Annotated in this window: 16 protein-coding genes; 7 read left to right on the forward strand and 9 right to left on the reverse strand. The window is 69.1% G+C overall.

Features of this window, described 5'->3' with window-relative positions; all coding sequences use genetic code 11:
• Positions 1-4: 4 nt before the first annotated feature.
• Together ACOZ32_RS09645 and ACOZ32_RS09650 are read right to left on the reverse strand one after the other, a co-directional pair.
• Positions 5-304, reverse strand: a complete 300-nt coding sequence (locus tag ACOZ32_RS09645; RefSeq protein WP_012289278.1) for a DUF7521 family protein — start codon at positions 302-304, stop codon at positions 5-7.
• A complete protein-coding gene (locus ACOZ32_RS09650) occupies positions 301-645 on the reverse strand; it encodes a winged helix-turn-helix domain-containing protein (protein WP_049892503.1) in 345 nt (114 codons plus the stop codon). The genes ACOZ32_RS09645 and ACOZ32_RS09650 overlap by 4 nt, the downstream gene beginning before the upstream one ends.
• Positions 646-834: 189 nt before the next feature.
• Between ACOZ32_RS09650 and cysS the strand changes: the two genes are divergently transcribed.
• From cysS to ACOZ32_RS09665, 3 genes are read left to right on the forward strand one after another with little or no spacing between them, the layout of a single operon-like run.
• Positions 835-2,319: a cysteine--tRNA ligase gene (gene cysS, locus ACOZ32_RS09655; RefSeq protein ID WP_235158058.1), complete on the forward strand. Its 1,485-nt coding sequence runs from the start codon at positions 835-837 to the stop codon at positions 2,317-2,319.
• Between the two features lie 58 nt (positions 2,320-2,377).
• Positions 2,378-3,214, forward strand: a complete 837-nt coding sequence (locus ACOZ32_RS09660; RefSeq protein WP_235158057.1) for a YqcI/YcgG family protein — start codon at positions 2,378-2,380, stop codon at positions 3,212-3,214.
• Positions 3,207-3,758, forward strand: a complete 552-nt coding sequence (locus tag ACOZ32_RS09665) for a cysteine hydrolase family protein (protein ID WP_235158055.1) — start codon at positions 3,207-3,209, stop codon at positions 3,756-3,758. Before ACOZ32_RS09660 ends, ACOZ32_RS09665 begins: the two co-directional genes overlap by 8 nt.
• Positions 3,759-3,767: 9 nt before the next feature.
• Here the strand turns inward: ACOZ32_RS09665 and ACOZ32_RS09670 are convergent, their stop codons facing one another.
• From ACOZ32_RS09670 to ACOZ32_RS09695, 6 genes are all read right to left on the reverse strand, one after another.
• Positions 3,768-5,012, reverse strand: coding sequence for a tripartite tricarboxylate transporter permease (locus ACOZ32_RS09670; RefSeq protein ID WP_235158054.1), 1,245 nt, complete (start codon positions 5,010-5,012; stop codon positions 3,768-3,770).
• A gap of 120 nt (positions 5,013-5,132) precedes the next feature.
• Positions 5,133-5,477: a 50S ribosomal protein P1 gene (rpl12p, locus tag ACOZ32_RS09675; protein ID WP_424335183.1), complete on the reverse strand. Its 345-nt coding sequence runs from the start codon at positions 5,475-5,477 to the stop codon at positions 5,133-5,135.
• 5 nt (positions 5,478-5,482) lie between these two features.
• A complete protein-coding gene (locus ACOZ32_RS09680) occupies positions 5,483-6,541 on the reverse strand; it encodes a 50S ribosomal protein L10 (RefSeq protein WP_010902794.1) in 1,059 nt (352 codons plus the stop codon).
• 1 nt (position 6,542) lies between these two features.
• Positions 6,543-7,181, reverse strand: coding sequence for a 50S ribosomal protein L1 (locus tag ACOZ32_RS09685; RefSeq protein ID WP_010902795.1), 639 nt, complete (start codon positions 7,179-7,181; stop codon positions 6,543-6,545).
• A gap of 200 nt (positions 7,182-7,381) precedes the next feature.
• Positions 7,382-7,873 (reverse strand): 50S ribosomal protein L11, encoded by a 492-nt coding sequence (locus ACOZ32_RS09690; protein ID WP_010902796.1) that lies wholly within the window; start codon positions 7,871-7,873, stop codon positions 7,382-7,384.
• Between the two features lie 81 nt (positions 7,874-7,954).
• Entirely contained in the window at positions 7,955-8,161 is a 207-nt protein-coding gene (locus tag ACOZ32_RS09695) for a hypothetical protein (protein ID WP_010902797.1), read from the reverse strand.
• Between the two features lie 100 nt (positions 8,162-8,261).
• Here ACOZ32_RS09695 and ACOZ32_RS09700 point away from each other — a divergent pair, with 100 nt between their 5' ends.
• The 4 genes from ACOZ32_RS09700 (at position 8,262) to ACOZ32_RS09715 (ending at position 11,113) form a co-directional block, all read left to right on the forward strand.
• Positions 8,262-9,374 carry an OBG GTPase family GTP-binding protein gene (locus tag ACOZ32_RS09700; RefSeq protein ID WP_010902798.1) on the forward strand — a complete coding sequence of 371 codons (1,113 nt, stop codon included), beginning with the start codon at positions 8,262-8,264 and terminating at the stop codon, positions 9,372-9,374.
• 3 nt (positions 9,375-9,377) lie between these two features.
• Complete coding sequence (locus ACOZ32_RS09705; RefSeq protein ID WP_235158053.1) at positions 9,378-9,788, forward strand: TIGR04206 family protein; 411 nt, start codon at positions 9,378-9,380, stop codon at positions 9,786-9,788.
• 49 nt (positions 9,789-9,837) lie between these two features.
• Positions 9,838-10,623 carry a VOC family protein gene (locus ACOZ32_RS09710; protein WP_010902800.1) on the forward strand — a complete coding sequence of 262 codons (786 nt, stop codon included), beginning with the start codon at positions 9,838-9,840 and terminating at the stop codon, positions 10,621-10,623.
• 115 nt (positions 10,624-10,738) lie between these two features.
• Positions 10,739-11,113, forward strand: coding sequence for a TrmO family methyltransferase domain-containing protein (locus tag ACOZ32_RS09715; protein WP_010902801.1), 375 nt, complete (start codon positions 10,739-10,741; stop codon positions 11,111-11,113).
• Between the two features lies 1 nt (position 11,114).
• On the opposite strand, the gene dph5 is transcribed toward ACOZ32_RS09715, so the two are convergent.
• Positions 11,115-11,897 carry a diphthine synthase gene (gene dph5, locus ACOZ32_RS09720; protein WP_205251769.1) on the reverse strand — a complete coding sequence of 261 codons (783 nt, stop codon included), beginning with the start codon at positions 11,895-11,897 and terminating at the stop codon, positions 11,115-11,117.
• Between the last annotated feature and the right edge of the window lie 41 nt (positions 11,898-11,938).

Genomic DNA, 11,938 nt, shown 5'->3' on the forward strand with positions numbered 1-11,938 from the left:
CCGGCTACGACGGCCGGCGGTACAGCGAGTACGCGATACACACCAACCCCGCGAACTGGAGGAGTCGCACGGTCAGCGTGAGTGGCTGCTGCAGGCCGCCGTTGATGACGTCGAGCCGGAGCAGCCCCGTGCCGACGAACGCCGCCGTGTTCGTCACGGCGGTCAGGAGGATGAGGCCGACGGAGAGATACTGCATTGACGTGCTCTGGTGGCGCCTGAACCCCCGGTAGGCTTGGTAGCCAATGAACAACCCCACGAGCGTCGACACCATCGAGACGATGACGATTGCTGGAAACCAGATCATAATCCCTCCCACATGCGTGTGAATCGGTCGGCGACGTCTTCGGTCTCGCACTCGACTTCGGTGGTGAACTCGCCGTCGTCCAGCTCAAGCGTGAACTGCGTGAGCGTGGCGCGGTAGACGCTGTGGTGGTTGCCGTCCGACCGGACGTTGATCGACTCCTCAAGCAGTCCGAGTTCGGTGAGGTCGTCGATCCGGCGATACACCGTCGCGGTCGATGCGTCACACGTCTCGCTGAGCTGGGTCGCAGACATTGGGTCCCTACTTGCAGCGGCGAGGATGGCTCTCGCGTGCTCGTCGTCGAGCATCGAGAGCACCGCCGTGGGATCAGTCTCCTCGCTCACACCGCTGTTTCGCACGCAGGGTATTTAAACGCAGCTTGCCAGTCGCAGGTCCTGCAATAAACCGACCGGCGGTACGGCGCTAACCGCACGGCGGAAACGTCGCGGACCGCGACGGGATCGCGTCCCGATGCCGCCCGTGGGAGCGACGATTCCGACGCCTTGAAGCGCTGGCCGCCGTACGTTCTGGGGATGACGCAGTACGTGTCGAACACCCGCTCCGGCGAGCAGGAGGCGTTCGAGCCAGACGACCCCGAGAACGTGCTCGTGTACACGTGTGGGTTGACGGTTTCGGACGACGCCCACCTCGGGCACGCGCGGCTGTGGGTGCAGTCGGACGTGATGACGCGGTGGCTCTCGCATGCCGGGTACGGCGTGCGGCACGTGCAGAACGTCACGGACGTCAACGAGAAGATCGTCGCGCGCGTCGGTGCTGACGGGCTCGGTGACACCGAGGCCGCAGTGGCCGCCCATTACACGCAGTCGGTGATCGACGACATGCGCGCGCTGAACCTCGCGCGGGCGGACGTCTACCCACGGGTCTCCGAGCACGTCCCCGAGATCATCGACCTCATCGGGGACCTCGTCGATGCGGGCTACGCCTACGAGGCCGGCGGCTCGGTCTACTTCGACGTGCGCCGCTTCGAGGAGTACGGCGCGCTCTCCGGCCAGCAGGTCGACGAACTCGACCCACAGGGACCGGACGCCGAGCAGGCCGAGAAGCGCCACCCGGCGGATTTCGCGCTCTGGAAGGCCGGCGGCGTCAGTCCCGGCGACGCCAACACCCACCGAGACGACGAACTGCCCCCGTTGGACGGCGAGCGCGGCCAGACGTGGGCGTCGCCGTGGGGCGAGGGGCGGCCCGGCTGGCATATCGAGTGCTCGGCGATGGCGATGACCCACCTGGACGACCACATCGACATCCACGTCGGCGGGCAGGACCTGGTGTTCCCCCACCACGAAAACGAGATCGCGCAAAGCGAGGCCGCGTCCGGCGAGCGGTTCGCCGACCACTGGCTGCACGTGCGACTCCTGGAGACCGACGGCGAGAAGATGTCCTCCAGCCTGGGGAACTTCTTCACCGTGTCGAACGCGGTGGCCGAGCGCGGCCCGAACGTGGTCCGGATGCTGCTGGTGTCGACGTCGTACACCCAGCGCCAGACGTACTCCGAGGCCACCGTCAGCGAGGCCACCCAGCGCTGGGAGCGCCTCCAGCGCGCCCACGAGCGCGCGGCCGACGCCATCGACAGCGTGGCCGCCCACGCCAAGCCCGCCGACGACGCGCTCCGGACGGCGGTCGCCGACGCGCGCGGGGACTTCGCGGCCGCGATGCGCGCGGACTTCAACACGCGGGCAGCGGTGTCCGCGCTGCTCGAACTGGCGTCGGCGGTGAACCGCCACGTGGACGGCACCGACACGTACGACTACCAGGGGCTCCACGACGCCGTCGACGCGTTCGAAACGCTTGGCGGGGACGTGCTCGGCCTCCAGTTCGACGACGGCGCGGGCGAAGACGCGGTGTCGCTGGCCGACGACGTGATCGACCTCGTGTTGGACGTGCGCGAACAGGAGCGCACGGCGGGCAACTACGAGCGCGCCGACGACCTCCGGGACCGCCTCGAAGCCCTCGGCGTGTCCGTCGAGGACACCGACGACGGCGCGACGGTTCGGCGCTGACGGATCCACCACGCCACCGATCACAACACCTAATCGGACAGCATCCCCACCTGGAGACATGAACGAGCCGGAACTCCAGGCGGTCGTCGATCAGCAGACGCTTGCCGACCGTGTCGCCGCCGGCGACTACCCCGACTGGGTGCGCAGCCACTGGGAGACGTTCTCGGAGAGCGTGACCGGGGACCGCGACGGCACGCCGTTCCCGTGTCACTTCGGGGCCGAATCGGTCGCCAACGGCGAGCCGCTGTACACGGTCGTGCCGTCGCTGACGGATCCCGACGCACTGCTCGGGTTCCGGGACGCGCTGCTTGAGTATCTCGGCGAGTACGGCAGTCGGGACGCCCGCGTCTCGTTCGTGACGTTCTGGAAGCCCCCCGAAGACGAGTTCAGCGAAGCCGACTACCACGAGGCGTTGTGGCACATCCTGAGCGTGCTGCACGTCCACGATCCCGAGCCGTGGCCCGCCGACGTGCCGACCGACACCGACAGCCCCGGGTGGGAGTTCTGCTTCGGGGGAGAGCCGCTGTTCCCGACGTGCCGGGCGCCCTTCTACGCCGCCCACGACCGCTACTCGCGGTACTGTCCGGTCGGCCTCGAAATCACGTTCCAGCCGGCCGGACTGTTCGAGGGGATCACCGCCGACACCGACGCCGGCCAGCGCGCCCGCGCCGCCATCCAGAACCGCATCGAGGAGTACGACGGTCAGTGCCCGCACGCCGACCTCGGGGATCTCGGCGTCGACGGCGACCGCGAGTGGGTGCAGTACCTGTTCCGCGAGGACGACGCCCAGGCCCCCACGGAGTGCCCCGCGACGTTCACGCGCGAACACCCGAAAGCGACCGCTGGCATCGACCCGGTTGTGGGCAGCCAGCCGCCGGCGTCCGGGGATGACTGAGCGGCGCGCCGCGCTCGTGCTCGTGGACTTCCAGCAGGGGTTCGCCGATCCGGCGTGGGGCGACCGCAACAACCCCGACGCGGAGGCACACGCAGAGGAGCTGCTGGCGGCGTGGCGCGACGCCGCCGCCCCGGTCGCGCACGTGCGTCACAACTCCACGGAGGCGACGTCGCCGCTCCGGCAGGGCGAGCCAGGGTTCGCGTACACCGACGGGCTTGCGCCCGCGGCCGACGAGCCCGAGTTCGTGAAGTCCGTCAACGGCGCGTTCGTCGACACCGCCCTCGAAGGATGGCTGCGCGACCGCGACATCGGCTCGCTGGTGGTGTGTGGCCTGACCACTGACCACTGCGTCTCGACCACCGTTCGGATGGCCGACAACCGCGGGTTCGACGTGACGCTCGTGCGGGACGCGACGGCGACCCACGACCGCACCCTGGACGGCGAGCGACTGCCCCCCAGCGTAGTGCACCGGACCGCGCTCGCCCACCTCCGCGGCGAGTTCGCCACGCTGGCGACGACCGCCACCGTCCTCGCGGGCCCATAGGCGATCCACCTACGCCGTTCCGAGCGCGATCGGCACCAACAGCACGCCCATCAGGTGGACGCGCCGCGCGCCGAACACGGGTGGGATCGCCCCCACGGCGGTCGCCGCGCCGAGCAATCCTACGCCCGTTCCGCCGCCGAACAGCCACGCCACCACCACCAACAGCAGGCAGACGCCGGCCGTCAGTCGGCGGTGGTCGACGGCACGCACCGCCCGGAAGTACCGGTCCCCGACAGCCGGAACCATCGCCGCCGTGACGGCGGCCGCGAGCACGACGCTCGCCACCAACACCGGCAGCGTCCGCGGGAGGCGTGCGCGCTCGAAGGCCACGAGCACGCCAGTGTGGGGGTCACCGATCGCGAACAGCGCGAACAACGCGAACACGGTGTTGGCCGTGTTCACCCCCGAGAGCGCCGCGACGAACGCACGGTCACCGCTGTCGTCGCCCGTCAGATCCAGCGCGAACACTGCGGCGATGGCGCCCGACACCCCTGGCACGTAGGCGACCGCCGCGCCCGCGAGGCTGCCCGCCACGCCCGGACGCACCACCTCGCGTGGCGGCACCGCGATCCGCGCGTCGGCCTGCTCGGGGATCCCATCCCCCCGGAACGCCGCCAACAACACGGGCGCACCGAACAACCCCGCGAACAGCGGCGACAACACGTCACCGGTCGGTACGACAGCGTCGGGCTGCATCGGCAGCGCGACGCTGCCCAGTGCGCCGCTGGCAGCCACGGCGAGCACCGCGCCGAACCGCGCGCGTCGGGACCGCTCGCGCGCGACGAGCACCACGACAAGCACGGCGAGTACGACCGGGAGGTGAGCGTACACCACTGGTGCCGCCCGAACCGCCAGCCACGTCGCCGGCACCCCGAATGCGACGGCGACCACGACGGCGGTCGCGCTCCCGACGGCAGACACCCGCAGCGCCTCCCGGCCGCGACCGCCAAGCACCAGCCGATGGCCGGGCAGCGCGCTCACCGCCAGCGCCGCGTCCGGCACCCCGAGCGCGAGCATCGGGACCACGTCCAGGATGGAATGCGTGACACCCGCCGCCAGCAGCGCCGCACCGACGAGATGTGGCGGTCCCGGGGCCAGCGGCGCGGCCGCAGCCAGCAGCAACGCCAGCGTGTTCACGTGCACGCCGGGCACCAGCCCCGAACACGTCCCCAGCGCCACGCCGGCCGCGACCGCAGCGAGCACTGCAAGCGCGCCCATCGGCGTCACCAACACGCGCACACCAGCGACATCCATCACGCCCAGCTGCCCGCGCTCCCCGTCTTCAATCTACGCGTGCGCAGCGCCGTGGCTTCCCGAGTGGCACGCGGCTAAAAAACGATGTGATCGTGGCTGTCGGCGCGCGACGCGACCGGGTTACCCGAAGAGGTCGCCCAGGCCTTCGCCGCTGGGCTCCTCGTCGTCGTCGTCGCCAGCGTCCTCGGCCTCGGCGGCCTCGTCAGCGTCGGCTTCCTCGTCGTCGTCGCCGTCGTCGGCGGCTGCCTCGTCGTCGCTACTGGACGCCGCAGGTGCGGCGGCAGGCGCGGCGGCGGCCTCTTCGACGGCCTCCTCGATGTCGACGTCCTCCAGCGCGGCCACGAGGGCCTTCGCGCGGGATTCCTCGACGTCGACGCCGGCGGCCTCCAGGACGCCGGTGATGTTGTCTTCGGTCAGCTCTTCGTCAGCCTCGTTCAGGATGAGTGCTGCGTAGACGTATTCCATTGTTATTATCCGAACATCTCCCCGAGGCCCTCGGCGCCAGCGTTCCCGTCGTCGTCGTCGTCATCGTCGTCGGAATCGTCGGCGTCGTCAGCCTCGGACGCTTGTGTTTCGTCGCTCTGTTCGTCCGCAGTGGTGTCCGCTTCGCCGCCGGCAGGCGCCGCAGGCGCGTCGACGTCCTGCAGTTCCTCCGGGAGGGCGTCCTCGTCGTCGATCTGCGCGGCGAGCGCCCGCACCTGGGCGTCGGCCTTGCTCACGAGATCGTCCGCGAGGTCCGGACTCTCGACGCTGGCCTGCAGGCCGAGGCTCTTCGCCTCGCCGCGGCCCTTCGCGATGAGGTCCGGTGCGGTCCGCTCGGTCGGGTACGCCGCGTTGACCGAGAGGTTGCGCGCCGACGCCGCCGCGGACTGGATGTCCGCGCGGTACTCGTCGACGTCGATCTCCAGCTCCTCGGGCGTGAACAGCACGCCCTCGGAGAACACGCCGCGCAGGTCCAGGCCGACCTCCTTGGGCTCGATGCCGAGCTCCGAGAGGACGTTGGAGACGTCGTCGGAGACCGTCTCACCTTCCTCGGTGACGACGGAGTCATCGAGCACCTGAATGGAGCCCTCCTGGATGCGCGCGTTCGCGCCGATGGTCTGCAGTTCGCCGACGAACGGCCCCGGGTCGATGCCCGTGTCGCCTTCCGGCACGACGATGTCGTTGGGCGCGACCTCGCCGGCGTTGATCGGGGCCGGCGTCTTCGAGTTCTCAAGCTGCTGGTAGAGCCCGAAGGGGTTGTCGTTGGTCGCGACCAGGCCGACTTCGCCCTCGACGTACTCGGTGAGCGTGTCGAGGCCGTCTCCGGCTTCTTCGAGCGCGCGAACCAACAGGGTGTTCCGGCTCATGCGCAGCGCCGCCTGCCCGTGCAGGCCGCGGCGCATGTCCTGGAGCTGCTTGCTCGGAATGCCCGTGACGTTCACCACGCCGACGCTGTCGTACGTCTCCAGGAGGTCGACGAGTTCGGCGACCTCTTGTCGCTTCCACTCGGGAACCTCCTCGGTGGTGCGTTGTTCTTCGGCGGACATCCTAGGCAACCTCCACGGCAGGCCCCATCGTTGTCTTCACGTAGACGGAGTCCACGTTCAGCGGGCCTTTTTCGAGGTTCGCGTGCAGCCGACGCATGATGACGTCGATGTTGCTGGCGATGTCCTCGGCGGACATGTCCTCCGCGCCGACGCGCGTGTGGAACGTGCGGCGGTCGCGGCTGCGGATCTGCACGGTGTTTTTCATGCGGTTGACTGTGTCGACGACGTCGTCGTCGGGCTGGAGCGGGGTCGGCATTTTCCCGCGCGGACCAAGCACTTGACCGAGCGCACCCGCGATGTCCTGCATCATGGGTGCTTCCGCCACGAAGAAGTCCGTCTCGTCTGCGAGATCCTTCGCGGCGTCGGTGTCGTCTGCGAGGTCGCTGAGGTCGTCCTCGTCGAGGACGTCGTCAGCGACGTCGTCCGCGCGAACCGCGGTTTCGCCGTCTGCGAAAACCACGATCTGCGTCTCCTGTCCGGTGCCCGACGGCAGCACGACGCCCTCGTCGACTCGTTGCGACGGGTCGTTGAGGTCGAGGTCGCGCAGGTTGACTGCGAGGTCTACCGTCTCACGGAAGTTCCGCTGTGGGGCATCCTCAAGTGCGCGAGCTACGGCCTCTTCTATATCGTTGTCTGCCATCTTTCACCTCCGTAGTGGGTGACCCTCTGAAGGTCGGATCTCCTACGGGTCAGTGAAACAGGCGAAGCCTGTCTCGGTTCTACAGACGGTGATCCCGGGCTTAAAAGCGTCGAAGCGAAGCAAGCGTGGGAGCGCGACCCGCGGACACACGCCGCTATCGAGTACGCGAACCGAACGGCGCAGAAACTCCTCGGGCGGCGTTACGCGGCCGCGAGTTCGTCGCCGAGCACGTCGTCGTAGTCGCCGTCGTCGACGCGCTCGTTGAACGTGCGGGCGTCCTCGCCTTCGATGGTGACGCCGAGGGACGCACACGTCCCCGCGACCTCTTTGGCGGCGTTCCGCGCGTCGTACGCCAGGAGGTCGGGTTTCTTCTGCTCGGCGATGGTTTTGAGCTGTTCGATGGAGAGGTCCGCGACGAAGTTCTCCTGGGGCTCTCCGGAGCCCGTGTCGAAGCCAGCTTCGTCTTTCACCAGCGCGGCCGTCGGCGGAACACCGACTTCGATGGAGAACGAGCCGTCGTCCTCGTATTCGATGGTGACCGGGACCTCCGTCCCGTCGAACGCTTCGGTCTGGTCGTTGATCTCCTGGACGACCGCCTGTACGTCGACCGGCGTGGGACCGAGCTCGGGACCGAGGGGCGGGCCAGGGTCGGCCTGCCCACCGGCAACGAGCACTTCGATCGTCTCAGCCATACTCCGAGAAACCGCCGCCGCGGGTTTAACCCTTGTCTTTCGAGCGGGGCGCGGCCCGGTCGCCGCCGCGGATCGAATCGCTCACGGCATGTGGACGCCGTGGCGCGTGAGGAACTCGGTGACCTCCTTGATCACGACCGGACTCCCGATGATGCGGACGATCTCCGCGTCGGTCGGCCGGAACACTGAGACCATGAACTCGGCTTCGAGGTCCACCTCGATGTCCTCCAGCGTCCCCACTGGGAGCACGATCTGCGTGCTGTCGCGGTACGCAGCAGGGTCACCCACCACTATGCGATGGCTTCACCCGGCGTATTAACGTGTCGAAACGACCCCACCGGACTGCGGAGGAAAGCGCTTTTCGGCGCTTGCTGTCTACGGGCACGTGATGGGGCTTGAGGAGGACATCGAATCGCTCGAAGAAGAAATCGCGAACACGCCGTACAACAAGTCGACAGAAGCCCACATCGGCCGCTTGAAGGCGAAGCTCGCGGAGCAAAAGGAGAAGCTCGAAGCCCAGCAGTCCGGCAGCGGCGGTGGCGGCGGGTACGCAGTCGAACAGCACGGCGACGCGACCGTGGCCCTGGTTGGATTCCCCAGCGTGGGGAAGTCGTCGCTGATCAACGCGATGACCAACGCCGACAGCGAGGTCGGCGCCTACGAGTTCACCACCCTCAACGTGAACCCGGGGATGTTGGAGTACCGCGGCGCGAACATCCAACTCCTGGACGTGCCGGGGCTCATCGAGGGTGCGGCGGGGGGACGCGGCGGCGGGAAAGAGATCCTCTCGGTGATCCGTGGGGCGGATCTGGTGATCTTCGTGCTGTCGGCGTTCGAGATCGAGCAGTACGACCGCCTCGCCGAGGAGCTGTACAACGTCAACATCCGGGTCGACGCCGAGCCACCGTCGGTGACCGTGCGCCGGAAAGGCAAGGACGGCATCGACGTGAACACGTCCGGGGAGCTGGAGTTGGACAGCGACACGGTCAAGGGAATCCTGCGCGAGCGCGGGTTCATCAACGCCAACGTGACGATCCGTGGCAACCCGTCTGTCGACCGGCTGATCGACGGGGTGATGGACAACCGCGTCTACATGCCGTCGCTGGTCACCGTCAACAAGGTCGACCTCATCGAGCCGTCGTACGCGGGGACAATGAAGGACGCCCTCCGCGATCACGGCGTCAGCCCCGACGACGCGATCTTCATTTCGGCCGCCGAGGAGAAGGGATTGGACGTGCTGAAAGAGCGGATGTGGCGGGCGCTCGGGCTCATCCGGATCTACATGGACAAGCCGGGGCGGGGCGTCGACCGCGAGGAGCCGCTCATCATCCGGCGCGGCGAGACCGTGGACGACGCCGTGCAGAAGCTGGGCGGCACCCTCGACGAGCGGTTCCGGTTCGCGCGGGTCACCGGGCCGTCGGCCCAACACGACGACCAGCAGGTGGGCCGCGATCACGTCCTCGAAGACGAGGACGTCCTGCGCGTGGTTGCGCGGCGCTAGCCGATGCCGACGGCGCGCCGCCGGGTGGTGGCGGTGGCGCTGGCCGCGGGAGTGGTGCCGTGGGTCATCGTCGACTGGTCGAACGGCGTCTATCCGCTGTTTTCCGTGGGGTTCGTGTATCCGGAATCGATGACGGTCGTCGGGCTGCCGACGTACCTGCGGTCGGTCGGAACGGTGCCGCCGGCGCTCCGGGCGTGGCCGACCGCGGTCGCGCTGTGGGGTGGCGGCGTCGCCGCGGCCGCGCTGGACGTGGACTGGCGTGTGACCGCCGGCGTGCTCGCGTTCGCCGGTGGCAGCGTCGTGTCGCTTGCAGCGGCGGTCACGGCACAGCCGTCGTTGACCGGGGTTCCGGTGGGCGCGGGCGCGCTCTGGCTGGCCGCGGGCTACGTGGCGGTGGTCGGCCGCGGCCGGTGACCGTGTCGGGTTCGACGCGTTTTTTGTCGCGCCACGCCTGCCCACTGACATGACCGCGTTCACGCTCGATCACGTGATGATGCGTGTCGGTGACCTCGATGCGTCCCTGGACTGGTACGGCGACCACATGGGCTACGTCGAGCACGCACGCTGGGAGGCCGACACGTTCACCAACGTCTACATCGGCCCCGAAGACCCCGCCGACGACGCGGCGCTGCTGGAGCTGACGTACAACCACGACACGGCCGACTACGACAACGGCGACGCGTTCGGACACATCGCGGTGCGCGTCGACGACGTCAGCGACGCCTACGAGGAGCTGCTGGCTGGTGGCGTCGCGGACTACCGCGATCCCGAGTCCTGTGGTGGCAGCTACGCGTTCGTGAAAGACCCCGACGGCCACGAGATCGAACTCGTGGCGGGCGACGCCGGTCAGCGCTGGAGCATCGACCACACGATGGTGCGGGTCGCCGACGCCACCCAGCACCTCGGGTTCTGGACGCGCGTCTTCGGGTACGAGCACACGGGCCGCTGGGAGGCCGACAGCTTCGCGAACTACTTCATGAAGCCGCCGGCGGCCAGCGACGCCGCGATGGCGGTGGAGCTGACGTACAACTACGACGACCGCACGTACACGTTCGGCGACGGGTGGGGGCACCTCGCGGTGCGCGCCGACTCCCTCCAGGACGACTGGGCGACGCTGCTGGAGCGGGAGACGGCTGACTACCGGGACCCGGCGTCCTGCGACATGAACTACGCGTTCACGAAGACGCCCGACGGCCACGAGATCGAAGTGTTGAACCCCGAGTCGTCGCCGATGGATCGGTCGGCGTAGCGGGCCGGCGCGGCGACCCCGGGTATTTTTGTTGGCTGGCTGCTCCACGCACAAATATGGGCGCACCGCGGACTGTGAGCCGCCGGCTGAGGACACGCCGCCAGGGGTGGGTGTGATGTACGCGACACCCATCGGGTACGCCGACACCCGCTTCGAGACAGCCGCGGACGCCCCGCGACAGGGCGTCGAGACGCCGTACGCGGCGAACGTACAGGTGTACGAGTCGTTTCGCGGGGGGCTTGTGGGTTTGGAACCCGACGACCGGGTGGTGGTTGTGTGGTGGGCCGACGACGCCGACCGGGACGTGTTGGCGGTCCGGGACGGCGATCGGGGCGTGTTCACCACGCGGTCGCCGGCCCGCCCCAACCCGGTGTGTATCACGCCGTGTGAGTTGCTGGCCGTCGACGCCGCGGACGGAACACTCGCAATCCGGGGGGTGGATATGGCGCACGGCTCGCCGGTCCTGGATCTGAAGCCGGCGCTGGACTGACCTACAGCGCGTCCGCCGGCGCGCCCGCGAGCTCGCGGAGCGCGTCGCGCTCGACGTGGTGCAGCGACCCCGGAACGACGAGCAGATGCAGGGGGCTGCCGAAGTCCGCGTCCGCGAGCGCACCCAGGCGGTCGGCCCGCACCGTCGCGTCCGGCGCCCCGGCGCGCGCGACCACGACCCCGAGGGCGTCCGCGTCCCAGTTGGTCGCGAGCAGGTCGGCCGCCTGGCTGGCGGTCATGTAGGCGTCCCCGTCGACACGGGGGTGATCGACCTTGATATCGAGGTAGACCAGCGTGTGCAGGCCGCGCTCGCGGTTGGCCTCGATGGTGTCGGTGACCGATCCGGGAACGCCGTCGGCCCCGTGCGCCCACGGGAACGGCAGCGTCGTGGCCTTGCCGAAGCGGTAGTTCTGGAGGCCGGTGAGGCCTGCCGCGGCGGACGCGGCGGTCGGCGCGTGGATCACTCGCGTGTCGATGCCGCGGTCCGCGGCGCGCATCCGGAGGTCGACGTGTGTCGTCGAGATCATCGTGTCGCCAGCCGTGAGGAACACGGCGTCGCCGTCGGCGGCGGCGTCCAGGATCGGCTCGGGGTGTTGTTCGACGCCCGCGCGGTCCCGGCGCTCGATGGTGGTGTCGTGGTGGGCTTCGAGGGCGGCGACATCGGTGCCGATCAGCCGGCTGGTGTAGAACTCGGCGAACACGCGGTCGGCCGCCGCGATGGCGTCGCGGCCGGCGACGGTGACCGACGCCTCGTCGTAGAGGCCGAGCCCGACGAACGTGAGCATGCCCCGAGTTGGGCGGGCGGCGTCGTATGGGTTTCGAGTCG

Source organism: Halobacterium sp. MBLA0001, from assembly GCF_049705385.1.
Classification (GTDB): domain Archaea; phylum Halobacteriota; class Halobacteria; order Halobacteriales; family Halobacteriaceae; genus Halobacterium; species Halobacterium salinarum.

Excerpts from the sequence above, each read along its gene's own strand:
- ACOZ32_RS09645 (WP_012289278.1), bottom strand. The coding sequence starts at position 304 with ATGATCTGGTTTCCAGCAATCGTCATCGTCTCGATGGTGTCGACGCTC.
- cysS (WP_235158058.1), top strand. The coding sequence starts at position 835 with ATGACGCAGTACGTGTCGAACACCCGCTCCGGCGAGCAGGAGGCGTTC.
- ACOZ32_RS09660 (WP_235158057.1), top strand. The coding sequence starts at position 2,378 with ATGAACGAGCCGGAACTCCAGGCGGTCGTCGATCAGCAGACGCTTGCC.
- ACOZ32_RS09665 (WP_235158055.1), top strand. The coding sequence starts at position 3,207 with ATGACTGAGCGGCGCGCCGCGCTCGTGCTCGTGGACTTCCAGCAGGGG.
- ACOZ32_RS09670 (WP_235158054.1), bottom strand. The coding sequence starts at position 5,012 with ATGGATGTCGCTGGTGTGCGCGTGTTGGTGACGCCGATGGGCGCGCTT.
- rpl12p (WP_424335183.1), bottom strand. The coding sequence starts at position 5,477 with ATGGAATACGTCTACGCAGCACTCATCCTGAACGAGGCTGACGAAGAG.
- ACOZ32_RS09680 (WP_010902794.1), bottom strand. The coding sequence starts at position 6,541 with ATGTCCGCCGAAGAACAACGCACCACCGAGGAGGTTCCCGAGTGGAAG.
- ACOZ32_RS09685 (WP_010902795.1), bottom strand. The coding sequence starts at position 7,181 with ATGGCAGACAACGATATAGAAGAGGCCGTAGCTCGCGCACTTGAGGAT.
- ACOZ32_RS09690 (WP_010902796.1), bottom strand. The coding sequence starts at position 7,873 with ATGGCTGAGACGATCGAAGTGCTCGTTGCCGGTGGGCAGGCCGACCCT.
- ACOZ32_RS09700 (WP_010902798.1), top strand. The coding sequence starts at position 8,262 with ATGGGGCTTGAGGAGGACATCGAATCGCTCGAAGAAGAAATCGCGAAC.
- ACOZ32_RS09705 (WP_235158053.1), top strand. The coding sequence starts at position 9,378 with ATGCCGACGGCGCGCCGCCGGGTGGTGGCGGTGGCGCTGGCCGCGGGA.
- ACOZ32_RS09710 (WP_010902800.1), top strand. The coding sequence starts at position 9,838 with ATGACCGCGTTCACGCTCGATCACGTGATGATGCGTGTCGGTGACCTC.
- ACOZ32_RS09715 (WP_010902801.1), top strand. The coding sequence starts at position 10,739 with ATGTACGCGACACCCATCGGGTACGCCGACACCCGCTTCGAGACAGCC.
- dph5 (WP_205251769.1), bottom strand. The coding sequence starts at position 11,897 with ATGCTCACGTTCGTCGGGCTCGGCCTCTACGACGAGGCGTCGGTCACC.